This window comes from Pedobacter anseongensis, assembly GCF_037482965.1.
In the GTDB taxonomy this organism is placed as follows: domain Bacteria; phylum Bacteroidota; class Bacteroidia; order Sphingobacteriales; family Sphingobacteriaceae; genus Pedobacter; species Pedobacter anseongensis.
On sequence record NZ_JBBHKB010000001.1, the window covers coordinates 1094698 to 1120611 of the forward strand.

The 25914-nt window shown below is 39.0% G+C and carries 14 protein-coding genes; 8 read left to right on the top strand and 6 right to left on the bottom strand.

Annotated elements, in window-relative coordinates:
• Positions 1–3: 3 nt before the first annotated feature.
• From WG904_RS04925 to WG904_RS04960, 8 genes are all read left to right on the top strand, one after another.
• Positions 4–1194, top strand: a complete 1191-nt coding sequence (locus WG904_RS04925; RefSeq protein WP_339578178.1) for a glycoside hydrolase family 88 protein — start codon at positions 4–6, stop codon at positions 1192–1194.
• A gap of 10 nt (positions 1195–1204) precedes the next feature.
• Positions 1205–2770, top strand: a complete 1566-nt coding sequence (locus WG904_RS04930) for a GH39 family glycosyl hydrolase (RefSeq protein WP_339578179.1) — start codon at positions 1205–1207, stop codon at positions 2768–2770.
• A gap of 122 nt (positions 2771–2892) precedes the next feature.
• Positions 2893–5697: a SusC/RagA family TonB-linked outer membrane protein gene (locus tag WG904_RS04935; RefSeq protein ID WP_339578180.1), complete on the top strand. Its 2805-nt coding sequence runs from the start codon at positions 2893–2895 to the stop codon at positions 5695–5697.
• Positions 5698–5707: 10 nt separating this feature from the next.
• Positions 5708–7405 carry a RagB/SusD family nutrient uptake outer membrane protein gene (locus WG904_RS04940; protein WP_339578181.1) on the top strand — a complete coding sequence of 566 codons (1698 nt, stop codon included), beginning with the start codon at positions 5708–5710 and terminating at the stop codon, positions 7403–7405.
• Between the two features lie 41 nt (positions 7406–7446).
• Entirely contained in the window at positions 7447–10521 is a 3075-nt protein-coding gene (locus WG904_RS04945) for a SusC/RagA family TonB-linked outer membrane protein (RefSeq protein WP_339578182.1), read from the top strand.
• Positions 10522–10531: 10 nt separating this feature from the next.
• Complete coding sequence (locus tag WG904_RS04950; protein WP_339578183.1) at positions 10532–12238, top strand: RagB/SusD family nutrient uptake outer membrane protein; 1707 nt, start codon at positions 10532–10534, stop codon at positions 12236–12238.
• A gap of 107 nt (positions 12239–12345) precedes the next feature.
• Positions 12346–13827 (top strand): hypothetical protein, encoded by a 1482-nt coding sequence (locus WG904_RS04955; RefSeq protein WP_339578184.1) that lies wholly within the window; start codon positions 12346–12348, stop codon positions 13825–13827.
• Positions 13828–13839: 12 nt separating this feature from the next.
• A complete protein-coding gene (locus WG904_RS04960) occupies positions 13840–15330 on the top strand; it encodes a hypothetical protein (protein WP_339578185.1) in 1491 nt (496 codons plus the stop codon).
• 174 nt (positions 15331–15504) lie between these two features.
• On the opposite strand, the gene WG904_RS04965 is transcribed toward WG904_RS04960, so the two are convergent.
• The 6 genes from WG904_RS04965 to WG904_RS04990 all read right to left on the bottom strand — a co-directional run bounded on the left by WG904_RS04965 (position 15505) and on the right by WG904_RS04990 (position 25910).
• Positions 15505–17919 carry a glycoside hydrolase family 3 N-terminal domain-containing protein gene (locus WG904_RS04965; protein WP_339578186.1) on the bottom strand — a complete coding sequence of 805 codons (2415 nt, stop codon included), beginning with the start codon at positions 17917–17919 and terminating at the stop codon, positions 15505–15507.
• Between the two features lie 19 nt (positions 17920–17938).
• Positions 17939–19012, bottom strand: coding sequence for a glycoside hydrolase family protein (locus WG904_RS04970; protein WP_339578187.1), 1074 nt, complete (start codon positions 19010–19012; stop codon positions 17939–17941).
• 112 nt (positions 19013–19124) lie between these two features.
• Positions 19125–20588: a glycosyl hydrolase family 28 protein gene (locus WG904_RS04975; protein ID WP_339578188.1), complete on the bottom strand. Its 1464-nt coding sequence runs from the start codon at positions 20586–20588 to the stop codon at positions 19125–19127.
• 44 nt (positions 20589–20632) lie between these two features.
• Positions 20633–22687: a right-handed parallel beta-helix repeat-containing protein gene (locus WG904_RS04980; RefSeq protein WP_339578189.1), complete on the bottom strand. Its 2055-nt coding sequence runs from the start codon at positions 22685–22687 to the stop codon at positions 20633–20635.
• A 115-nt stretch (positions 22688–22802) separates the two neighbouring features.
• Entirely contained in the window at positions 22803–24074 is a 1272-nt protein-coding gene (locus WG904_RS04985; protein WP_339578190.1) for an SGNH/GDSL hydrolase family protein, read from the bottom strand.
• 291 nt (positions 24075–24365) lie between these two features.
• Positions 24366–25910, bottom strand: coding sequence for a RagB/SusD family nutrient uptake outer membrane protein (locus WG904_RS04990; protein ID WP_339578191.1), 1545 nt, complete (start codon positions 25908–25910; stop codon positions 24366–24368).
• Between the last annotated feature and the right edge of the window lie 4 nt (positions 25911–25914).

Below are 25914 nucleotides of genomic sequence, written 5' to 3' on the forward strand. Positions count from 1 at the left end.
AAAATGAACCTAAAATTATTATTTGCTACTGCAATACTAGCATTCACTATCTCGGCCAATGGCCAAACTGTATTAAAACCCAAAGCCGATCTCGTTAAACTCATCAACAAGAACTTAAAAGATGCTGCTGCACAATACAAAGTACTCATGAAAAAAGTACCTACCGATAGTTTGCCTGAGACTTTTGAAAAGGGAAAGTCGAAAAGTATCACTGCTAAAAATTGGGTAAGCGGGTTTTACCCAGGCACACTTTTTTACCTCTATCAAGGCACTAAAGATAAAGCACTGTATGAGGCAGGGTTAGCCAAATTGCCGCTGATGGAACCCATTAAAACGATCGATTCGCACGATATTGGTTTTATGATGTTCGATAGTTTTGGCCTAGCAAATCAGATTAAGCCTAGCGAAGAATACAAGCAAATTTTAATCACTAGTGCAGAAAGTTTAATTAAAAGATTTAATCCAATTGTTGGCTGTACCATGTCGTGGGGGTCGAAACCTGGCGAATTCCGGGTTATCGTAGATAACATGATGAACCTAGAATTATTAATGTGGGCGACCAAAGTAACGGGCGATCCTAAATACGCCAAAATTGCCGTTACGCATGCCAATACCACTATGAAAAACCATTTTAGGCCTGATTTTAGCTCCTATCATTTGGTAAATTATAATCCTGCAACTGGCGAAGTGATTAAAAAACAAACGGTACAGGGCTATGCAGATGAATCGGCTTGGGCGCGTGGCCAGGGTTGGGGCCTATATGGATATACCATGATGTATCGCGAAACAAAGGATAAAAAATATTTAACCCAAGCTAAAAACATAGCTGAGTTTATTTTAAATCATCCAAACCTTCCGGCCGACAAGGTTCCATATTGGGATTTTAATGCCCCTGGTCAGCCCGACACCTATCGCGATTCTTCTGCAGGGTCTATTTATGCCGCAGCACTAATTGAGTTGGCAGGTTATGTAGATGCCTCATCTAGCAAAAAATATTTGGATGCTGCCGAAACCATTATTCGTACACTTTCTACCGACAAATTTAAAGCCGCACCTGGAGAAAATGGAGGCTTTATTTTAAAACATGGCGTTGGGCATTTACCACGTCCTGCTTTAGTAGATGTGCCTTTAACGTATGGCGATTATTACTTTGTAGAAGCCATGTTGAGGTATAAAAATTTAGGGAAAAAATAAATCAGCAGCCATGAAAATAATATCCATCATAAAAATAAGTTTAACCTACTCATTTTTGTTGGCCTCCGTATGGGTTCAGGCACAAAATATTCGGAACATTACTGCCAATGTAAACCTAATTGCGGGCAACAAAAGCAATGTTTACAACGAATGTATTGGAGCTGGCAGAGCAAATGAAGGATTACGTGCCGATTGGCAACAACAATTGGCCGCTATTCAAAAAGATGTGCATTTTAAATACATCCGATTTCATGGGTTATTGCACGACGATATGCGCGTATATGCTGAGGATAAAAAAACGGGGGCACCGATTTATAATTGGCAAAATATAGATCGCTTATATGATTACCTATTAAGCATTAAAATTAAGCCCTTTGTAGAATTCGGATTTATGCCAAGTGATTTAGCGGCGGGTACAAAAACCATTTTTTGGTGGAAAGCCAATGTGAGTAAGCCAAAATCTTACGAAAAATGGGATGCCCTCATCACCAAATTAGTACAACACTGGAAAGAGCGCTATGGCGAGGAGGAAGTAAAAACATGGTATTTCGAGGTTTGGAATGAACCCGATTTAAAGGGGTTTTTCGACGGCACACAGGCCGATTATTTCGAATTATATAATCATACGGCTAAAGCTGTAAAAAGCGTTTCGCCAGCCTATAGAGTGGGCGGTCCAGCTACTTCGGCCACAAAGTGGATAGGAGATTTTCTTGGTTATTGCGAAGCAAACAAATTACCCGTTGACTTTGTAACTACGCATGATTATGGAACCACATCGGTTTTAGACGAAATGGGCACCAAAAAACAACAATTAAAAAATATTAGGGATACTATTGCCAGGGATGTAACAAGTGTGCGAGGAATAATCAATGCCTCGGCCTATAAAAAAGCGGAACTTCACTTTACTGAATGGAATACCTCGCCATCGTCTCGCGACCCTATACACGATACCTATCAAAATGCCGCCTATATTTTGCATGTACTAAAGAAAGCATCGGCCTATAGCAACTCCATGTCGTATTGGACCTTTACCGATATTTTTGAAGAAGCTGGGCCAGGCCAAACCCCTTTTCATGGAGGTTTCGGATTAATGAATCTTCAAGACATTAAGAAGCCTAGTTATTATGCCTATAAGTTTATGGACGAACTGGGCAAAACCGAGTTAAAGAATGCCGACGAAAGCTCTTATGTGTGCAAATCTGCAAATGGTGTTCAAGCCTTAATTTGGGATTGGACACATCCCTATCAAAACTCGTACAACCAAGATTATTTTAGCAAAGAACAACCTTCTGTTCTAAAAGAAACCGTAAAGTTGAAAGTGGCAAATATTGCCAAAGGAAAATATAGCGTAGAGGTTTATAAGGTGGGCTATAAGCAAAATGATCCGTATTCTACATACTTAACGATGGGCAAACCTTCTCAAATTACAAAGGCCGAAGTTGAGAAATTTAAGATGCTTTCTTCGGGTTTACCGATTAGTAAAGCACTTGTAACTATTACCAATGGCACCTTTGAATACGAGTTGCCTCTACGGCAAAATGATGTGGTTTTTTTAAAGCTGATCAAGACAAACTAGAATAAAGACAAAAAGTGCTACTTAAGCCTAAAATTTATCGTGTAACGGGTACTTATGAACGATTAGACCTGTTAAAATAATAGGATTAAAGCATAATATTGAATATTGATAACCAAATATTTATGTGTAATTACTACTTAAAAAAGAAAATAGTAAGATCGCTTTTATTGCTCGGATTAGTTTCTGGAGCGAGCACTTCCTTTTCGCAAACCGTTAAGAAAGATCCGGTAGATAGTTTGGCTGGCAGAATATTTTTGTTGAATAAAACCCAACAAAAAAGCAACTTACTGCAATCAACAGCCACTGTTTATAACGATCAATTAATTAAAACTCCTGCCCCATCATTTTTGCAGGCTTTGCCCGGGAAATTATCTGGTTTATATACGCGTCAGCGTAGTGGGGTTCAAGACAACGACGACCCTTCTGGGGTGGTCGATTTTAGAATACGTGGTCAGGTTCCTTTAATCTTAATCGATGGTGTACCGAGAGATTTCAGTTCTATCGAACCCGAGTCTATCCAATCGATTACCGTAATGAAAGATGCGCTATCGTCTGTTATGTTCGGCCAACAGTCGTCAAATAACATCATTCAAGTCATCACCCGAAGGCCGCAGGAAAGCCCACTTCAACTATCCTTTACTGCACAACACGGTTTACAAGACCAGCTCGATAAAACGAAGACCGTTTCGGCAGCAGATTATGCAATTTTATACAATGAAGCACGAAATAATGACGGTTTAGCTCCGGTTTATACCGCCGCTGATATATTAGCCTATCAAAATGGCTCAGATCCTTTATTTCATCCAGATAACGACTATAAAAAGCTGTTCCTAAATAAGAATGCAACCCTCGATCGGTATAACATCAATATCAATAGCGGAAATCAAATCGCACGATTCTATGTAGCATTAGATTATCAAACCGAAGGCGGCTTCTTAAATACCGCCGATTTAAACCCATATAGCACTAATTCTGGAGTAGATAGGTATATTGTACGCTCTAACGTAAGTATCGATTTAACCAAAAATCTAAACGTAGGCTTAAATATTTTCGGTCGCATCCAAAATGCGAACCAACCCGGAACATCGACCGCCGACGTTTACCAATCCATTGCATACACCCCAAATAACGCCTACAGCATTTTTAATCCTAATGGATCATTAGGAGGTAACACAACATTCTCAGACAATATTTATGGCATGCTTAACAATGCCGGTTATTCGAAATCTACAGCAAGAGATTTAGCAGCAGACATAGAAATTACGCAAAAGTTAAATGCACTTACCCCTGGATTATGGATAAAAGGAAATATTTCTTACAACAATACGGTTGTGCAAACGGTAAACCGATCTAAATCATTTGCGGTATACGGTTTAAATATAGGTAGCGGAGCAGCGGTTTACTCGCAGATTGGAACCAACACCAATCAACCTAACACCTTAAACTTTAATGCTCGTAGAACCTATACCTATAGTAAATTAAGTTTAGGTTACGATAAAGCGTTTGGAGACCATACCCTAAACGTAGTGGCATTGGCCGACAACCAGGCCACAACTTTAGATTTAACCTTACCTTCTCAATACACCAACATTGCGGGTAATGCAACCTATAATTATCAAGAAAAATACTTCATAGAAGCAGCATTAAGCTATGGTGGCTATAATCGTTTTGCCCCAGGAAACAGGTATGGTCTATTTTATGGTGCAGGTTTAGGCTGGAATTTAGCAAAGGAAGATTTCCTAAAAGAATCGAGCTGGCTTAATGTGTTAAAGCCACGAGTAAGTTATGGCAAAACGGGTAATGCAAATGTAGGCTATTATGTTTACGATCAATATTATACCTATGGCGGAACCTCAGCCGCTTATTATTTTGGCGCAACACCAACCCTAGCCAGGTCGTATGCAGAACAAGCCTTGGCAAACCCGAACGCTACCTGGGAAAAAGCAAATAAGCTAAATGTAGGGTTCGACCTCGAAATCCTTGCGAATCGTTTAAAGATTACTTCAGAATACTTTAACGATACCTATTCAGATTTGATGCAAACGCGGGGAACATCAACCGCAATTATTGGCCAAACCTATCCAACCGAAAACGTTGGAAAAAATAGATATACCGGATTTGAGAATAACATTTCATGGAACGGAAAATCGGGTGCTGTTGGGTATTTTGTTTCGGGAAATGCATCACTATTAAAGTCTAAAGTACTTTATTCGGACGAGATTTTTCGTCAGTACAGCTATCAAAAAAGAACAGGCTTGCCCGTAGGTCAGGTATTTGGCTATGTGGCAGATGGATTTTTCCAATCGCAAGCTGATATTAATGCGAGTGCAAAAGTTGATGGATACACCCCTGTTCCTGGAGACATTAAATACAAAGATTTAAATGGCGATAACATTATCGATCAGTTTGATGCCACCGCATTAGGCACACAAAAGCCGATGATTTATTATGGATTAACTGCCGGATTTAATGTTAAAGGTTTCGATTTAAGTGTTTCCATTCAAGGAGTGGCGAATAAAGATATTGTGATTGGAAGTGGGGCGAATAACGTAGCCGACGGATTAATATACGAATTCCAAAGTAGTGGAAATGCGCAAGCATACGAACAAAATCTAAACCGGTGGACACCTTCGAATGCTGCAAAGGCAACCTATCCGCGTCTTTCTATCGGCGCCAATGCCAACAACCAAAGAGCATCGTCTTTTTGGGTGCAGCCGATGGATTATCTACGCTTACAAAATGTTGATTTAGGATATACCATTCCTGAAAAATTAACAGAAAAAATCAAATTAAGGGGTATTCGAATATTTGCAAATGCATTTAACCTCTATTCTTTTGATCAACTTAATTATAGCGATCCAGAAGGATATAATTCTATTTTTCCTATTCGCAGAACCTTTAATGTAGGTGTGAATGTTAAATTATAAAGCTAAGAACATGAGAAAATATAACTATTCATTACTCATACTTTTTTCTGCATCGCTACTTGTTTTTAGCTGCCAGAAAGCAGAAGATAGACCTTTCGAGAAAATTACGGAAGAGTACCTGTGGGATTCGAAAGACTCGCTAGGCACAAATGCCAGTTATTTTCTAAATAATATTTATGGCGACATCCCAACAGGCTATAATAGAATTGATGGCAATCTTTTAGATGCCGCAACCGACGATGCTGTGCCATCGGCTGATAATACAGCCATTGCTAGATTTACAAATGGCGGGTACTCTGCCACTACCAATGGCGACAATTCTTGGACAGACAACTATGCTAGCATAAGAAAATGCAATCTTTTTGTACAGAATTTCCCTAAAGTAAACCTAAAAGCAAGTCTGGTACAAGAGGGGGAATACTGGAAGGCCGAAAATCGTTTTCTGCGAGCATTATTTTATTTTGAATTAATTAAACGTTATGGCGGTGTGCCTTTATTAGGCGATAGGGTTTTAACCATTAACGACGATTTAAAGCTTCCTCGCAATAGCTACGACGAATGTGTTAACTATATCGTAAATGAATGCGATGCGATAAAAGACGAGCTAAGGGCAGATCCTGTAGCCTCGGGCGATTATGGTAGGATAACCAAAATGGTTGCACTAACCTTAAAAGCAAAAACATTGCTTTATGCAGCAAGCCCACTAAATAATCCAAGCAACGATATTGCAAAATGGAGAAAAGCTAAAAATGCTTTAGCCGATGTGATTAGACAAGCAGCCGTGGGTGGTTTTGGCTTAGAGCCTGTATTTGCGAATGTTTTTCTTACGCGCAAAAATACGGAAGTTATTTTTGCATACCAAAGAGCCGTAACGTTCGATGTAGAAACGAACAATGCTCCAATTGGCTATTTAAGTGGCAGTACCGCAAGTAGAGGTAGAACCAGCCCTACACAAGAATTGGTTGATGCCTTTACCACAAGCAAAGGATTGCCTATTACTACCGACCTAAAATCTACAGCCAACCCAATCGGTTACGACCCAAATAACCCTTACGCAAATAGAGATCCTCGCTTAGATAAAACGGTTTTTTATAATGGTGTAAGCTGGTTGAGCAGAGGTGTAGAAACTTTTAATGGCGGCAAAGACAGACCAGGCGGTTCGATAGTGCAAACTAAAACAGGGTACTACATGAGTAAGTTTATGGGGAATTTTGCTACAGGTACGGCTTACTCTAACCAGACGCACAACTTTCCTATTTTTCGATTTGCCGATGTACTGTTAATGTTTGCCGAAGCGAAAAATGAGGTAGATGGCCCAGGCGCACCTACCGATTCAGTATACAATTATATAAGAGCAGTACGAGCGCGAGGGGGAATTATTGAAGGTACAGCTCCAGATACCTACGGGGTATCGAGTACGTTAACCACAGCCCAGATGAGAAATTTAATTCGTGCCGACCGTAGAGTAGAAATGGCTTTCGAGGAACAACGTTTCTGGGATGTAAGACGATGGAAAATTGCAGAAACCATTTATAATAAACCATTACATGGCATGCGGATTACGAAAGTTGGTTCGGCTTTAAACTATCAAGTTGAAGAATTGGGCACACCATTTCAGTTTATTGCGCCACGCATGTATAGATATGCCATTCCATACAGTGAAATTTCAAAAAACACTAACCTAACACAAAACGAAGGATATCAATAATAAGCCTTAAATGGGTTATTAAAACTCTAAATGATACAGATATGAAGAAATTAATACAGCTTATCCTACTAACATGTTGTTTGATTCCAAGCATTGCTTTTGCACAAACAATTATTCGTGGTACGGTTAAAGATAATATGGGTCCCCTTCCGGGAGTAGGTGTGCAAGAAAAGGATGTTAAAGGAAACGGAAGTACGACGAACGAGAAAGGTGAGTTTCAGCTTACGCTAAGAGGAACATCCAATACCCTCATCCTTACCTCAATTGGTTTCATTACACAAGAGGTTAACGTAGCTGGAAAAACAAATATCATCGTTACGCTCAAAGAAGATCTGAAAGGTTTAGATCAAGTGGTGATTGTTGGTTTTGGAACCACAAAAAAGATTACGAATACCGGAGCAATTAGCACCATCTCAGCAGCAGACATACGATCTACACCTACTCCCAATATCCAAAATACATTAGCGGGTAGAGCACCTGGCTTTATCTCTCAACAACGCTCCGGTCAGCCCGGAAAAACAGGAGCAGAATTTTACATACGTGGTGTTAACTCATTATCTGCAGAATCGCAAAAGCCCTTAATTATAGTCGACGATGTTGAATATACCTACGATCAGGTAGCGCAAATAGATGCCAATGAAATTGAATCGTTTACCATTTTAAAAGATGCTTCTACTACATCTGTTTATGGTATTAAAGGCGCAAACGGTGTTTTAGTAATCACCACTAGAAGAGGGAAAATTGGCAAGCCACAAGTAAATTTTAATACCGAATCGGGCTTACAATCGGCAGTTCATGAACCAAATTTTTTAAATGCCTATCAAGTGGCTACGTTAAGGAACGAAGCGCTAAAAAATGATGGCCTTGCACCAGATTTCACAGAAGCTGATTTAGAACATTGGCGCACTGGCGATGATCCATATGGCCACCCCGATGTAGACTGGTACCATACCATATTCAGAAAACACGCGTATCAACTCAGAAACAATGTAGATATTTCTGGTGGAAGCGAGAAAATAAAATATTTTGTATCGGCAGGTCAATTTTATCAAACGGGTTCACTAAATAATTTTAGCACTGGCGGATACGAGGCGCCAAATAATAACTATGCCTATCAGCGCTATACCTTCCGCTCTAACTTAGATATGCAGGCTACCAAAGACTTAAAATTGCGGTTAGATGTAACAGGAAGAATTGGCAATACGACCGAGCCACATATTGCCACATCCCCTTTGAGTACGGTATACAGTTTTCAGCGACTTCCACCGTATGCCGAGCCCATTTCCAATCCAGATGGCAGTTATCCTTGGGCATTTAGATCTAGAAATACGTTTTATGAAACCAGTTTAATTGGTCGTTTAGCGCTACAGGGATATGATAAAACCTACAGAAATGAATTTAATATTTTATTTGGCGCTGATCATCGATTAGATTTCATTACCAAAGGATTGTCGATTTCTGGACGAATTGCCTATGCAGGCGATATTACATACGACAGAAGTTTATCTCGTAATAACATTCCTGCTTTTTATTATAACCCTGTAACAAATACGTACACTATTCATAGCAATGGCTTATATCGATTAGAACCCCTTACCTTATCCAGTACCGCTGCAAATAGCATTTCCAATAAAACCATAAATAGTTTAGCAAAAATAGATTTCGACAGAACATTTGGCAGTCACCATACCTATGGCTTTGTACTTTACAATTTAAACAAAGCCATTATTGCGAACGCACCTTCGTCTTCTTCTCCCTTTCAAGAGTATGCTCCCGTATCGTCACAAGGCTATACATTTAAAGCAGGATATGATTACAAGCAGCGTTATCTCATCGACTTTAGCGGAGCCTACAATGGCACCAGTCAATTCGTTGGCAAAAAAACCAAAGGATTTTTCCCTGCCGTATCTGCCGGATGGAACATTGCTGAAGAACCTTTTATAAAAGACAACTTCAAATTTATAGATCTTTTAAAATTACGAGGGTCGTGGGGGATGACCGGTTCAGATGTAACCAGAGGGAACACCTATAAAACCGAACAAGTGTATACCTCGAGTACAGGTTATAATTTCGGAGAAACCAGTAATTCATTTACGGGCATAGCGGAGGGAAGTTTAGGAAACTTAGACATTACCTGGGAGAAATCGCGTAAAACAGATATTGGTATCGATGCTCAGTTATTTAGTGGTAAATTAAGTTTAACTGCAGATTATTTTAACGATTATCGGTATGATCAGCTTTTTGTTAAAGACGATGTGTTAAAGATTATTGGTGTTACCCTACCCACCACAAATACTGCAATTACGAGAAACAAAGGTTATGATGGGCAGATTTCTTACCGAAACAAAATTGGCTCATTTAATTACAATGGTGGATTTACATTTTCGGTTGCTAAAAATAAAATCCTTTTTCAAGGAGAAGCAACGCCTAGGTATCCCTATTTAGCAAAAACTGGCTTACCAATAGGACAAGGTTTTGGTTACAATGTGCTAGGCTTCTTCCAAAATCAAGCAGAGGTAGACAGTTACCCTCACTTAGCCAATGTAAAACCTGGCGATTTAAAATACGAAGATATCAATGGCGATGGTGCTATAGATCAGCAAGATTACAGAGCCATTGGTAAACCAAATTTACCCCAAACGGTATTGGGTGCTACCGCTGGCTTCGAATTCAAAGGTTTTAGTTTAAGCGTTTTATTTCAAGGTAGTTTTGATTATAGCTATCGTATTGCCGTAGCGGGTGTTATTCCTTTCCAAGGCAATTTACAAGAATCGGCATTGGGCCGATGGACACCAGATAATCCTGTAAATGCAACTTTCCCACGTTTAAGCAGTGATTTAGCTGGCCCGAGCAGTCCATCAAACTTATCTAACTTTTGGCTAATTGATGCAAAATACGTAAGGCTTAAATCGGTCGATCTGGGATACCGAATACCTAAAAAATGGCTTAATGGTTTAAAAATAGCGAGTGCTAGAGTATATTTAAGTGGTTATGATTTATATACATGGTCTAACTTCAGTTTATATTCTCAAGACCCAGAGATCGCCAGTTTGGGCAGTGCAGGTACGTATCCGGTACAAAAAGTATATAATTTAGGGCTACAGGTTGGATTTTAATTTAATGATGATGAAAAATAAACTATTTTTTGCCGCAATTTTTACCATTGTAATGCTGGCGGCATGCGAAAAGGGAGGGGTGTTAGACCAGGTAAAAACCACAGATTTAAATGAAGAAACTACCTTCGCTGATAGTGCTCGAACGATGCAATTTTTAACTCGAATATATGCTGATATTGGTTTTAGTGCTGATCCGAAGCGATTTGCAGATTTAGGAAGTAGCGTGGGTATTTATGCCCTAGGCGATGAAGTTGAATATTCATTACAGAGTGCCAGTGCTTTTAATGTTATCTTCCAAACGGGAGCAGTAAGTGCGCTGAATATACCAACCGATGCGTGGAATACCAGCTATGCCAATATTAGGCGCGTAAATGTATATTTAAGTCACCTGCCAACCACTCCTCTTTCGGCAGCTTTACGTGCAAGAACGGCTGGCGAAGCACGATTTTTAAGAGCTTGGTATTATTTCATTTTATTAAAGCATTATGGTGGCATTCCCATTGTTGGCGATGTGGTTTACACGGCTACCGATATTGTACCTGGCAAACGTGCCACATTTGAAGAATGTGTAAATTACATCGAATCAGAATGTGACAAGGCGGCTGCAGCGCTTCCTTTAGCACATACCACATTAGATTATGGTCGCATTACCAAAGGGGCGGCAATGGCCTTAAAATCGAGATTATTGTTATATGCAGCAAGTCCGTTATTTAATGGGAGAACAGATAATATGGAAGGAGTTTTGGCCTATCCAACGGCTGATCCGAGTAGATGGGCTAAAGCAGCGCAGGCAGCGAAAGATGTAATGGACATCAACCAATATCAACTTTTGGATTTAACCACAAAACCAGGATACGGCTTTCAACGCGTATTTGTAACCCGTAAAAATTCGGAATACATTTTAGCCGTTATGGCAGCCAACAATAGAACCTTAGAAGCGATTTGGGACCCTGCCACCCGAACAGGTTCAGGGAGTGCTATGCCTTATTTAGAATTGGCAGAAGCATTTGGAATGAATAATGGCAAGCCCATAACCGATCCAACGTCGGGTTACGACCCAGCAAATCCTTACCTGAACAGAGATCCACGATTTAATTGGTCGATCATGTTTAATGGTGGGGTACGATTAGATGTCAGTAAAAATCCATCAGCTCAAGTATTCACTTATGTAACTGCAGCTCAAGATGGATTCCCAATAACAAAAACAGGGTATTACTTACGAAAAATGTTAGACGATAATACCATTGCCAGTTCAACATCATCAGCCACTGAGCGTTGTTTCCCTTTAATTCGCTATGCCGAAATCTTGTTAAACTATGCAGAAGCAAGTAACGAAGCGGGCAATACTTCAATTGCTTACGATCAAATCAAAGCCATCAGAAAACGTGCGGGCATACAGGCCGGAACTGATGCGAACTATGGTTTAGCGACTGGATTAACCAAAGATGCGATGCGAATTGTGATCCAAAACGAAAGACGGGTTGAACTGGCCATCGAAGAGCACCGCTATTGGGATGTGCGAAGATGGAAAATTGCAGAAAATGTAGCCAATAAAACTTTACATGGAACAAAGATCACCAAAGTTGGTACAGCCTATACCTACGAAACTGTTGATATCCGCACACCGGTATTTACAGCGCCTAAATGGTATTTATGGCCTATTCCACAAGGAGAGGTAAATAAATCTGCCGATCTTTTGCAAAATCCAGGTTGGTAATAATTATTAAAATTTAGCTTATAAAACCATCATGACTTTGCCAATCACATACACCAATGAGTAAATCAGGAAAGCTTTATAACCATTAAAAAACAAACTTTATACATATGAAAATATCAAGTATTGCAGCAATGATAGTGATGGGCTTCATGCTTAATTCTTGTCAAAAAGAACCCATAAACCCTGCACCAACTAATGTAGGTACTATTCGTTTTGAAGCAAATGCATATACCATAGAAAATAATACGATAGACCCTTTAACCATCGTATTGCCATTGTCGTTGCCCTTAGAGCAAGATGCTACCGTAATGGTTTCTGTTGATAATTCGAGTACCATTGCTGCGAGCGAATACACGATTACCCCGGCAATTCCAGCAAATGGCATTATGCTTAGTTTACCTAAAGGCTCAACAGAGGTTTCATTTAAAGTAAATTCATTAAATAACTTTGAAGGGGAAAAAACGCTTGCTTTAAAGTTGAGCTCAGCAACAGGTGGCTTAACTGTTTCGAATACCAATGCTAACGCAACCATCAATATAAAAGGCAATCCGATTATCTTGCCCGAAATAAAAACATCTACCTCAGGTTTAGCTTTTGGAAGTGTAGTTACTTCAACCACATCCATCTCTCAATCTTACACGCTAACGGGTGTTAAACTGAGTGCAAATGTAACCATTACAGCTTCTACGAATTTCCAAGTATCCTTAGATAACAGCAATTTTGCAAGCACGGTTACTGTTCCATTTGCTACTGCAAATGCAGCACCGCTTACCATTTATGCAAGATTTAATGCCACAACAGGCACAAATCAATCTATTTCTGGAACAATTACCCACTCGTCGGGGACAGTACCAGATAATACAATTACCGTGAGTGGTGTAGAATACGGCGTTGCGGCCCCTGGGGTACTCATTAAGAAGGAAGACTTTGCTTATGGAAGTACCGCTGATGCGTTAACTACGGCAAGTAGTGCGGCATGGGTGGCATTTTCGGCAGCGGGCTCAAATCCTATTCAATATTTACCAACTGGCTTAACCTATTTAGGTTATATAGGTTCTGGTGTAGGTGGATCATTATCGATGGAAAACCAATCGAAATCTAGTGAAGATGCAGGATTAAGTTTTACTGCACAATCGAGTGGGGCAATTTATGCTGCACAGTTGATCAATGTTTCTTCAGCACCCACATCAGCTACTTTCTTCTCTTCTTTTGCTACTGGTGCCGAAGGAGCCTCAGCCGTTTATTACAATCGTGTGTACATTAAATCTGCCGGTTCACAATATTCATTAGGAACGAGCAGAAATGCAAGCACAACACCAGCTTATGCGGCAACGAACTTAGATTATGGAACAACATACTTAGTGGTCCATAAATATGAATTTGATACAGGATTAAGTAGCATGTATGTGCTAAGTGGCCCGCCTACAGCAATCGAACCTCCTACACCAACGGCATCTTCTTCTGGAGGGGCGGCAGATCCTGCCTCTTTAACAAGGTATTTGATTAGACAAGATACGGCTAATCCACTAAAAGTTACTGTAGATGGTATTCGAATTGCCACATCATGGAAAGAAGCAGTTGGACTATAACTAAATAATATGATGATTACATTTAAAAAGAATATTATAGGCCTCTTGGCCATTGCCTCATTAGGTTTGGGTTGCGTAAAAAACAATCCACAACCTACTATACCCGAAATGCCCACCTTAACGGGTTCCACTTCCGGAACGGCATCGTCGGTAATAACTGTTGATGCGGGTGTAACACAGGGAAATGTAATGCGTTTTGAGCAATCGAATGTACATTCGACCACTGCAGCATTACCGGGAGAAAAAACAAGAGCATGGCTGCAACAAATGAACCATAAAACCATTAGAACATGGTTGGCATTGAGAACAATTAATAACGAGGGACAAAATTACAAATACGATAGTGGTGTTCCCGTAGAAACCTCTTTGGCCTTTTATTCTACCTGTGCAGATTCCTTGCTGATTGCCCTAACAGCGTATACACCAACCGCAAGTTCGCCTTTGCCTGGCAATGGCAAAGGAATCTTATTTCAAAATTTTATCAAGCAACAAATCGTTTATTATAAAACAAAGTTTCCTAAAATTAAATACATTCAGGCAGGTAACGAGCCCGATTATAATGGTGAAACCGCAGCGAGCTATTACGAAGTATATAAAGATTATTATAAAGCAGTAAATGCAGCCAATGCAGAATTAGGCTTGGCCGGCAACAACACCATTCGATTAAGCAATGCGGCCTTTACCAGTACTACTAATTTCTTTTCTGGTACAATGGATTATGCCAATCAGTTTCTTGCTTTATATGCTGCCGATACCAATCCAGAGAAACGATTAGATTTTTTTAGTATCAACTGCTATACCGAACAAACCAACCCTAAATTATTTGAGACGGTAAAACCACAAATTACAGCTGCTTTAAACGCGAAAGGAATTACCCCTCGTCAGGTTTTTGTAACCGAATACGGCCTTGTTGGAGGTACTTTTATACCTGCAGCATGGGTTCAATCCCAGATTATAACGGCATGGGCTCCTGCACAATTGGCAAAGGCTTTTTATTTATATGAAGGCGGCGCTGATAGAGTATTTAATTGGGCGATTGCTCATGGCGATATTTTGCATAAAAGTGAGCTAGCCGATTTAACAAATGCCTATCCGAATCCTTATGGTTATGCGCTCATGTTTGGAAAGGAATTATCAGATCGGGTAACACGAATTAAAGCCACATCTACCAAATTATCGGAAAAAGGCTTAGGCATAAATGCCATTGCATCGATGGGAAATGGTAAAGGAATGGCTATTTTGGTATGGAATTATAACTACACAAATTTTACCCCTGATCAAGAAATTAAGGTCCAAATCAATAATATTCCCCAAGCTTTATTCACAGGAAAAATAAACGCAACGGTATACATGATTGATTCAAAAAACAACAACATCTATACCAATCCAAATGCCAAATCGTTAAGCGAAACCAGCACAAATTCATATGATTATGCGAAAAATCTATCCATTCCTTTACAGTTAGAGGGAAATTCAGCCGCGTTGATTTTGTTAAACCCTTAATGGTTTGGTTGCCCCTTTCTTTTGAATACCAAGGAAGCAAAAGTCGAAGCTAAACCCCAAATTAGTGCATCCCTTTTGGACGGGAGATTTAGAAATGTGACTCAGATAGGCACGATAAAGCCGTAAATGGTAAAAGTAGTACGAACTCCTCTTTCACGATAAGTATGATTAAAATTATTTTGTCAGTTCAAATCCTCCCTTAATACGGATATCTTGAGAGCTTGCGCCCACCATAACCTCAAACTTACCTGGCTCCACTGTCCAGTTCATGTTTTTATCGAGCAATTGCAGGTCTTCGGGCTTTAGCGTGAATTTGACAGTCTTTTTTTCATTAGGTAACAGGGTTATGCGTTCAAACCCTCTTAATTGAATATCATAGACAGTAACACTACTCACTAAATCTGTAAAATACAGCTGCACTATCTCATCTCCCTTAAGCTTACCTGTATTGGTAATGTCTACTGAGATTTCAATTTGTTGCCGTGTTTTTCCAACTTCCGGAGTAATCTTGAGATTATCATACTTGAATGTTGTATAACTCAATCCGTGTCCGAAGGGATATAGCTCACCAACTACAGAGGTGTTACCTACCCCATTCGGCCCGGATGATGGCTGCCCTAACTGGGAACTTGGTTTATATGGGAAATTTAGTTCTAACTGTCCTACCGCCCTCGGAAAAGTGATGGGAAGTTTGCCCCCAGGATTGTATTCGCCGAAAATGGTTTGAGCTATTGCTGCAGGTCCTTTTAAATTTGGAAACCAAGCTTCTAAAATTGCTGGCAAATATTGGTTTTCCCAGTTAATTGTTAAAGGCCGTCCATTTATCAAAACAAGCACAATCGGCTTTCCTGTAGCTTGAAGCGCTTGCAGCAATTGAAATTGTCTTCCTGGAAGACCCAGACTAGTTCTGGAACGACTCTCCCCACAGCGAAGTTCATCCTCGCCCATAACCGCTATAATGACATCCGACTTTTTTGCTTTCTCTACTGCTTCATCAATTAATTTTTGTTCGGATTTAGATAATGGCATGGGTATTATTTCACTTTCCGGCCAGGCATCATCTACCACGTTACATCCCAGCGCAAAATCCACAGAAGATTTGTTGCCCACATATTTTTGAATGCCTTCGAATACGTTTTCGATATCCAAGTTTTGCGGACCATAGCGACTAACGTATACCGACTTATCTACCGACAATGGACCTGTTATCAGGATTTTGTTAATAGCGTTTAAATTCAGAGGCAACAGATCATTTTTGTTTTTTAGGAGAACCAGAGATTGCCTAGCCATCTCTAGCACAAATTCATCTGTATTTTGAGCAACTATTTTGTCAGCAGCTTGTGGATCTTTCACAAATGGCTCATCGAACAGTCCCAATTCGAATTTCACGCGTAAGACATCCCGAACATTGCGGTCGAGTACACTCATTGAAAGCTCGCCATCTTTAATCAATTCCCTAAGTGGCAAAATGTAATCTTCAGGAGGTGTAAAATGAGTTCTAACATTCAGGCCAGCCTCGGCAACTTGTAGAACAGCCTCTTTATAATTTTCTGATACATGATGCTTTGAGCTAACAAATTCTACCGCTTCACTATCCGAAACGACATACCCTCTGAAACCATAGGTATTACGTAGTAATTCAGTTAAAAAGTAATAACTAGCGCTCACGGGCACACCATCCCAATCGTTATAACTAGACATTACTCCTTTTGGATGTGCAGCTGCTATTACCTTTTTAAAGGGATACAAATACAGCTGATGAAGTTCCCTTGGAGCAACATGTGGATCTGTTCGAACTCTGCCGTCACGCCCTCCTTTGGGCACACTGTAAACAGCATAATGTTTAAGTGTAGCGGCCACGCCCTGGGATTGAATGCCTTTTACCATATTGATACCCAACTCAGAAACCAAATAGGGGTCTTCACTATAGCATTCCACTACTCTCCCCCATCTCGGATCACGAGCTAGGTCTAGTATGGGTGCGTAAATATTTGTGTAACCCAATGCTTTTCCTTCTTTACCAACAATCGCCCCAGCCTGCCTTACCAGTTCTTTATTCCAGGTACTACCTATAGCGACTGGCGATGGTAATGGTGTGGCTTTCTCATGATTTAATCCATGAATGCCCTCGTTACTAAAATCAACAGGAATGCCCAATCTTGTTTCTTCAATAAACCATCGTTGCACAGTGTTTATGGCTTTTGCATGTTTACTATAAGGATAGGAAAATTGGGTTGCCTTTAACCCATTCAAGTGTTCGTCTATATTTGCAATACCATCTTTCCAGATTTCATTCTTCCAATTTATAGTGGGCAGCTCATCTTTTAAAACGCGCTTATAACCATAAAGTGTTGCGCACTGATTCGTTTTTTCATTAGCATTCATTTGATTCAACAAATCATCGATTCTATCATTAATATCAGCCTTAGGGTTTTCGTAAATATCCTTTACACCGTTCTTATTAAAATCAATCCAACCTGTATGATAGATATTTTTATTTTGGGCTTGAGCGAGTATAAAATTTACGCAAAATATCCAACTTAAAAACAACTTTCTCAGCTGCTGCTTTTTACTATTATCTAATGCCATACTTTGAGTTCTTATTTTACTACCGCTTTAAAGGTCTAACCATATTAAAGATTTTGCCTTCTGGATTATGGCATGCAAAAAAAACGTGGGTGGGCTTGCCGTCTTGAATCAATACTTGAGGCCTTTCTAGGTTTTTCATCTTAACTCTTGTCCCATCCGAAAGGTTTATTGTTTTGCTATAAGCTGAAGGTTCATCCGCAGTTTTCCAGATAATACCGTCTTTAGATGAAGCCATAAATCCAGCGCCTGCTTCGCCGGTTATAGATGCATTTATACATTTAGCTAACATCTGATACTTTTTCCCATCATACCAAATGTATGGATCTTCCACATCTGAATCCACGGGTGTGAATTTGATTCTGTTATCCTTACCCACTCTTTTATACTCACCTAAATAATTATCTGCTTTAGCTACTCCAAATTGCAACGTCCTATTATTATTACGTTGAGGGTAAGGCACTGGGGCACTTTTATACACCAAAATAACACTTCCATCCTCATGTATAAATGGCGCAGGATTACTAGTGATTGCTCCATCCCAATGACCAGGTCGAGGTAGAAGAATAGGTTTATCCCTTCGTTCGAAAGGGCCTGTTGGAGTGTCTGATATTGCAAGACCAATTCGCTTATTATTCCACGCCGTTTCGTAGTCTTTCCTAGATGGAATCGAATCAACAGGCTTATCAAAATCGTAGGTAACTCCAATATAGTACAGTACATATTTTCCATCATGGTACTGAATGGTAGGATTGTGAGTCATCATTCCGTCCCAATGTTCTTTTCCTCTTGAAGGTAAAACAACTGACTTAAATTTATATGGCCCCTCTGGCAGATCCGAAACAGCCACAACCACTTCTGAATTCGTCACCCATGCCGACATAGAGAGTTTCAGAGGCCACCTACTCGCATACATATAATATTTGCCATCACCTCCCTTAATCACAGAACCACCCCACACAATATAGCCATCCATTTTAAATGCGCCTTCTACAGGCGAAACATCCCAATTCTCATAAAAAGGATTATTGCTTTTTTGAGCTTTACAAGCACAAGGAAAAAATAAAGAGGTTACTATACCTAGAAAAAGTAACATACATAATTTAAAATGTTTTGAATAAGTTTTCATCATAACAATATATTTCGTTTAAATCTTAGAAGTGGGAATCAATTATTATTGGGGGTAATCTTCTGTGGCATGATACCATTTACTTTTCATTTAAGCCTTTAAGATCTGACTGCACGATAACTTTACCTGCTTTATCCTTAATTTTAGCCAAAAAATTTTCATTAATTTCAATACTACCTGATGTTTTTAAAGTGATTTCCTTATTTTCTACAGTATTTTCGAGCAAGGTCATTTCACCTTTAGCATTAAACACCGTATTAGAAATACTAATACGTGTTGGAAAGTATTCTTTCATAGCGTTATTGGAACGAAATTTTATCCCAGTTTTTCCAAGACTAGAATTGGTTATGGTGATGGCATCTATCGGAGTATCGATACCCATAAATTCACGTTCCCCATCATGTAATACGCTAACATTGTCAAAAGTAAGTTGTCTTTGCATCGGTATTTGCGCTCCTGGATAATAAGAACGGCTCCACTTACTGTTGTCAAAATGGATGGAAAAACTTGTTCGCGGTTTTTCTAGATAAATATCCCTAAAGGTAACATTTCTAACTCCAGCAATGTATTGCACATCATCTTGCACCAACACCCATTTAATACCATCAAGCTCTTTTACCCCTTTAGTATGGGTTGGACGTGTTAATGACTTATAATTTTTTCCGTCGGGTGAGTTATCTTGCAGGGTTCCATCGACGCGATAGACTCTGCCATTAGAAACCACAGCATCGGCATTTTGTACTTCCATTCCCTTATTCCAATTGACCCATCCTCCGGCAAGTATCCTACAAAAATAACCTGTAAGCTTTTGATCTCCCGCAAGATCTCTGCACTTTTCAATCACACCATTTTCTATCCAGCCCAATTCGGGGTTGGAAGTTGCATAATCATGGGCATTTAAGGCTATTGCATCATCTACGGTCTCTATCACCGCATTAGAAATGGTAAACCTATTTCCCCGGCCGAGGTGAATTCCATCCTTGCCTCCCTTCAAGATTACATTATCAATAGTAAGATCCTCAAAAGTGCACACATGAATTCCAAACTGTTGTTGCATAATATCACGACACCTAAATCCTTCAATCTTTAAGTCTTTAACATAGAAAAAGGCAATTTGTCCTCTCAATCCAAATACTTCATTAAATCTCAAATCCATTCCATTCACACTCACTTGTAAGTCTTTGATTGTAATGTGTTCATCATAGGTTTTGGTCAGGGCACCTTTATTGAGAATAACATGCGTAAACCTGCCTACTTCATCAACTTTTTGGAGTATTACACCATTGCCAAATTCCAACGTAGTATTGCTACCAATGTAAGTGGTGCCGGCCATCTTGTATATGCCCGGCTTGCTTACTATGATGGTTCCTGATTGATCTACTGCCTTTTGAAAGGCCTTTACATTATCTAAACCAGTGGCATTTGGAGAGAAACCGTAATCTGCTGCATTGATATACCCTCCGTGTTGCGCTTTAGACATTGTACAAGCCAAACAAAAAAATGCAGGCAAGAATAATCTTTTAAGTGTTTTTATTATTATCATTTTCTTATTTACTAATTTTCTGTTTCTTTTCGCATCCAGCCTGATTAATTAGTGTAAGTCATGCTTTGGTTATAAGAAGTAAATTTGATCGGATCTGGCAACTTCCCTTTTTCCAAAATGGGTAGTCCATTCCATATTTTGAACTTGTTTTGTCCTTTCTTTAGCATTTGAAAAGGTCCAGCAACGGCATTTCCATCTTGAGCTATCTTATTACCTAAATAATCAAAGTCTATCCTTTCATGGTTTTTAGAGCCTATTGCTTTGGGATCATAAGGAATGTCTAATACAAGTTCATATTTTTGCCTATTGTACTGAACATTAGCACCTTCTTTTAATACACTATGGGTATCATTTGCTAAATTATGTGCTTTCCAAAATGTTCTCCATTCTTCAAAAGTTAACGGAATTCTTCCTTTGAGCCCCCCTTTTGCATATTTAATTCCCTTTACGTTAATTTCTTTTTCGACCAAATCCATAAACTCTCGATCTGACCAAGGAGAAGGGTCATTTGAGGCTTTGTTGATCATAAAAACACGGTCATTAGGCTTTGCTTCATATACATTAAAGTCTAGGCGCTGGTCACCTCCAAGATGTGAAGGGTAGTCGATATCTATGACTTTCGGATTATTAATAAAAAGGTTGTTATAGAATGAATGATGATAAGTTCTTGTTCGCTCGGATACCTGTTGAATAATCACGCCTTGTCCAAATTTATCTTGGTCTTCGGTATTGGCAATCAGGTTGTGCATAAAAGTTCCTCCAGAAGCATCATGAATATATATTGGATTTTCCTTATTTTCAATGATGATGTTATTATCTACAAAAAGCATATCATATCCATAGTCACTCATTTCTAGAAAAAGTCCTGCACGCCCATTATTGAGCAGCACATTTCGTGTGATACGAGAATTAGGAAACTTATTATCTAACCAAATGCCATAAGTTAGATAATTGTCGGCCACGTAGTTGTTTTGAATAATTCCATTCGAGATATTGTGGCATTTAATGCCTGCTTGCTCCCATCTTTTTACACCCAGGAAATTCATCGTATTGTTATACATAACCACGTTATCACGAATTATCAAATTGGATGAACTATTTGAAAGAATACCTCCTGATCCGTTTTCAAGGATGTAATTGAGTTCTATCAAATTATCATGAGCTGCCTGAGACTTGCCGTTTTGATCTACATGACCAGCATCCAATGCAAATGTCTTTGCATAACGAATCACATTTTTACGAATGACCCAATGATGTCCAATTTCCAAACCTAAAGCGCCCCGTTGCCCCCACTTGGGGGTACTCCAAAAATTAGTGGGATAATTGTTTCCACAATGTTCCATAATGAACCCTTGAACAACGATATAGCCTAATCCTCTACTTATCGGAGCAAAAATTCTTCGCCTTGTCGTAATTTCTACCTCTTGATCTTGTGGTTTGATGTTTCCAAAATAAATCTGGATTTCTCCAGAATCGGGGTTGTAGTGCCATGTATTGTTTTTAAGCTCGTTAAAAAAGGGGACTTCTTGATATAATTTTCCATTTACAAAAACTTGTCCACAAGTATAAACTAGTGTAGAATCAGCCAATTTATTTCCTCTTTCCCATTCTCTTTTGCCTTCACGTTGGTAAGGAGTAGATGATAAGGTCACCTTGAATGGATTATAATCATCTATATAGTCTGATTGGATATCATTAAATAATTTATCCTCAGGCACCGCCGCATAAATTCCTTTTCCCTTTGCCTTCCAACTGGGAGACCATAATTCTGAACCTCGTATAATTACAGCTTTATTAGGTTCGGCCATATATACAATAGGAGCACCTACTTTCCCCCCACGTACCGGAGCAACACGCTCCCTATAAATTCCTTCACGTACTAAAATAGTATCTCCTGGCATCGCGAAAAATGAGGCTCTATTTATGGTTTTAAATGGCCTAGTTGAAGTTCCTTGATTTGCATCAGATCCTTTTGGGGAAACAAAATAGGTGCTTGAGTGGGCTTTTGATATTACTAGAAGTACCATTAAAAAAATGGAAGTGTTTGTAAAAGCCATATTTCTTAATTGGAAAATGCCTCTTAATTTTATTTTAATCATTTTGTATTTCGCTTTACTTACATGGTCAACATCTATATCTTTGTATAAATGCAGCTAAAGAAATTCCCATAGAGGGATAGTTGAGATAGGGATGAGGATTCCCATTTTCATCTTACTATTCTATTAAATCACCATCTATTAATATTCTGGCGAGATACCAATTCTTGTCTTCATAATTTTTTTCCATATCCATTTTCCGACCATTTTTAGCCAAAATTGCGCTCTTATCTATTTTTTTATCTAACACCTGTATGGTAACGTTATGTGTACCTTCTTCTAAATTATTCAAAGTTTTATAGCTCATACGCCAGTAGTTGCAATACATATCAAAGCGATCAAACGTCCATTTCTTGCCATCAATGGTGAGGAGAATAGTACCTGATCCAGGTCCCATTAAATCATAAAAACCGAGTGATCTCCCTCTAAACTGGAAGGATATCGAATCTCCTGGACGGCCTACACCTATTGTACCAAAATATTTGGAAAATCCCTTGAAAACAGGGTCATTCTTAATATTGATGGGTATTAATATATGATTCGAATCAACTTCTGTCCAACTTACCATGCGAGTATCAACTAAAGGGTTTGGCATTAGGGATGGAACTAATTTATGCGGAGTGATTTCCATAGTGGACTTAGTTTTCATGCTGCTGAACGCTTCAGCAAACACTTCACTGTAAACTTTATGACCCGAATCTGGATATGGATGAACCCCATCTGGACTAAAAACAGCAATGGTATCTTTTACAGATTTATTGCCCTTAAATAGTAATTGACCGTTTGAGACTCTTCTAACTACTTCTGGACCAAAATTGATTGATGGTATTTGATAATGATTGGCAATTTTCTCCATGGTAGCTATTGATTTAGGGAGTTTACCATTAAGATAGTCTTCTAAGAAGTCTTCCTTGATGGTATAAACAAAACAGATGTCTGTGGCTGGATCTTGATTCCAGATTTGGCGAACGATGCCTTCCATCGACTTAGTAATCTCCTGTTCATTAGTTGAGGCGTCATTTACCGCAAACTCTACAAAGACCAAATCAGGATGGTATTTTAGCACTTGATCTTTAAGTCTGTAAACGCCAAAAGGGGAGCCTGTGCCACCAATTGCTGCATTAATCTCAACAACTTTGGTCTTAGGGAAATTTTCACTCATCCAATTTCGTGATAAAATTCGCCAGCCCGGTTGAGCGGTAATACTACCTCCCAAATAGGCTACCTTAACCGTATCTCGGTTTTTTAATTTATAAAATGTGTTTTTGACTCCATTGCGTTCTTTCAATTCGAACGAGTGGAAAGCATGGCTTCTTAAATCAAATCCTAAAAGGGAGATGAGAAAAAAGATGAGGAATAACCCATAAGAAGGGTTCAATTTATTTTTCATTTTGTTTAAAGTTTCATTTTTTAAACCCTCAATTTTTTTGAAGGAATTGATTGAAATCTTGAATTTGTATAAAACACGTTGATCTACAAGATGTATAGGGAAGATTTTTTAAAACTTTCAGCACATAGCAACAATTAAGCAACTAAATACTGATTTTAAAACACGATTTTTACCCTTTAAAATTAAGTTAAATCATTTTTGTACTCTTCTTTTAAAAGTTCAAATCATAAGAGAACCGCAAAAGAATGAGGGTTTAGTTACAACTCTCTTTGACTTTTATGATTAACAAATTTACCATCCCACATTTTGATCCCATTCAGGATTAAGGTTTAATTCATCAAGTGGAATCGGCATTAGCATGTGATATTCACGTACATTCTTCGACTTATGCATACCAGTAGTCGCATCTGGAAAGGACTGTAATTTTTGCATAAAAGTTCCCCATCTAATTAAGTCCATTCTTCTTTGTCCTTCAAAAGCTAGTTCAAAAGCCCTTTCGTTCTCGATGGATTGTTTAAAGGATGTATAGTCTAGCCCTCCCAAATCAGGTAGGGCTACGCCATCGTTTTTATGATCAACAGGTCTTGCCCGATACCTTACCGCATTTATTGCAGCATATGCTTCTTGCGTTGGAGCCTTGTTTATTTCATTCAAGGCTTCAGCCAACATCAATAGCACTTCTGAATATCTATAGATTGGGTTATTTTGAGCAGTTCTAGAAGTGAAAAATCCAATACCAAGAACTTTTCTGTATTTATTGATATAGGGACGGCTCGATACTCCATTGGGAGACGGAACAAATGTATATCCTGAGAAACTTCCCGAACCAATAGACCAATCACGTCTGGTATCTAATGCATCAAAGCTATTATAAAACTGACTTGTGGTTCTCATGTTTCCAAAGCCTCCAGCTGAAGTACTACTGTAAGGAGGTGCTGTCATTGCCGTAGGAAGCGTAGATCCATAGGCTGGCATAGAAAAATCAATTTCCCAAATAGATTCCTTATTGTAAATATCTAAATAGTAATCTTTAAAAACATTCGTATAATCTGGATCCAGTTTATAAATACCCATATTAATTATTTCGAGACAGATATCTCTTACATTTGTCCAATGATTGGGATCACCGGGAACCATGTTACCCTTTGAGGACCTCCTCCAGCCCGCCATGTACATATGGAGTCTGGCTTTCATCATCTTAACAGCACCCAAAGTTACATTTCCACCACGATTATGGACCGCAAATTGCGCTGGATATCTTTTCATAATAGTCTCTGATTCATTAAGATCTTGAAGAATGAATGTTCTGATTTCATCGACACTTGCACGTGGAACATTTACTTCATCAACCCCATTAGTTTTATGTTTTCTAAGAGGAGCGTCTCCAAAATGATTGGAGACTTCTAAGTAAAAATATGCCCTTAATGCCTGTGCTTCTGCAATAATTTGATCACCACCAGCAAAGTTTTTTTCAGTTACATTATCAATTACAGAATTGCAAATATCTATTCCTTTATAAAGATCTGTCCAAACTGATTTGGGAAAGCCATCTGCTGAGCTCCTTTGAAAATCTTGGTAGAGACCGTAACTATTGGAAAGACTAGCACCAAAGGAACCAAAATCTGTATCGGAAAGAGTATTAAGTAAATAAGCATATCCAATAATATTGGCGTTTTGAAATACCCTATAAGCACCATTTAAAGCAATTCTACCATCTGCTGCTTTAGCTGGAAAATTTTCATCACTTAGAAAAGAGTAAGGTTTCTCTTCAAGATAATCTTTACAAGAAAAGAGAAGAGAAACTATTAATATGAGTATGATTTTTCTAATTTTCATAATA

Coding starts and splice junctions, on each gene's coding strand:
- WG904_RS04925 (WP_339578178.1), top strand. CDS start 4: ATGAACCTAAAATTATTATTTGCTACTGCAATACTAGCATTCACTATC.
- WG904_RS04930 (WP_339578179.1), top strand. CDS start 1,205: ATGAAAATAATATCCATCATAAAAATAAGTTTAACCTACTCATTTTTG.
- WG904_RS04935 (WP_339578180.1), top strand. CDS start 2,893: ATGTGTAATTACTACTTAAAAAAGAAAATAGTAAGATCGCTTTTATTG.
- WG904_RS04940 (WP_339578181.1), top strand. CDS start 5,708: ATGAGAAAATATAACTATTCATTACTCATACTTTTTTCTGCATCGCTA.
- WG904_RS04945 (WP_339578182.1), top strand. CDS start 7,447: ATGAAGAAATTAATACAGCTTATCCTACTAACATGTTGTTTGATTCCA.
- WG904_RS04950 (WP_339578183.1), top strand. CDS start 10,532: ATGAAAAATAAACTATTTTTTGCCGCAATTTTTACCATTGTAATGCTG.
- WG904_RS04955 (WP_339578184.1), top strand. CDS start 12,346: ATGAAAATATCAAGTATTGCAGCAATGATAGTGATGGGCTTCATGCTT.
- WG904_RS04960 (WP_339578185.1), top strand. CDS start 13,840: ATGATTACATTTAAAAAGAATATTATAGGCCTCTTGGCCATTGCCTCA.
- WG904_RS04965 (WP_339578186.1), bottom strand. CDS start 17,919: ATGGCATTAGATAATAGTAAAAAGCAGCAGCTGAGAAAGTTGTTTTTA.
- WG904_RS04970 (WP_339578187.1), bottom strand. CDS start 19,012: ATGTTACTTTTTCTAGGTATAGTAACCTCTTTATTTTTTCCTTGTGCT.
- WG904_RS04975 (WP_339578188.1), bottom strand. CDS start 20,588: ATGATAATAATAAAAACACTTAAAAGATTATTCTTGCCTGCATTTTTT.
- WG904_RS04980 (WP_339578189.1), bottom strand. CDS start 22,687: ATGATTAAAATAAAATTAAGAGGCATTTTCCAATTAAGAAATATGGCT.
- WG904_RS04985 (WP_339578190.1), bottom strand. CDS start 24,074: ATGAAAAATAAATTGAACCCTTCTTATGGGTTATTCCTCATCTTTTTT.
- WG904_RS04990 (WP_339578191.1), bottom strand. CDS start 25,910: ATGAAAATTAGAAAAATCATACTCATATTAATAGTTTCTCTTCTCTTT.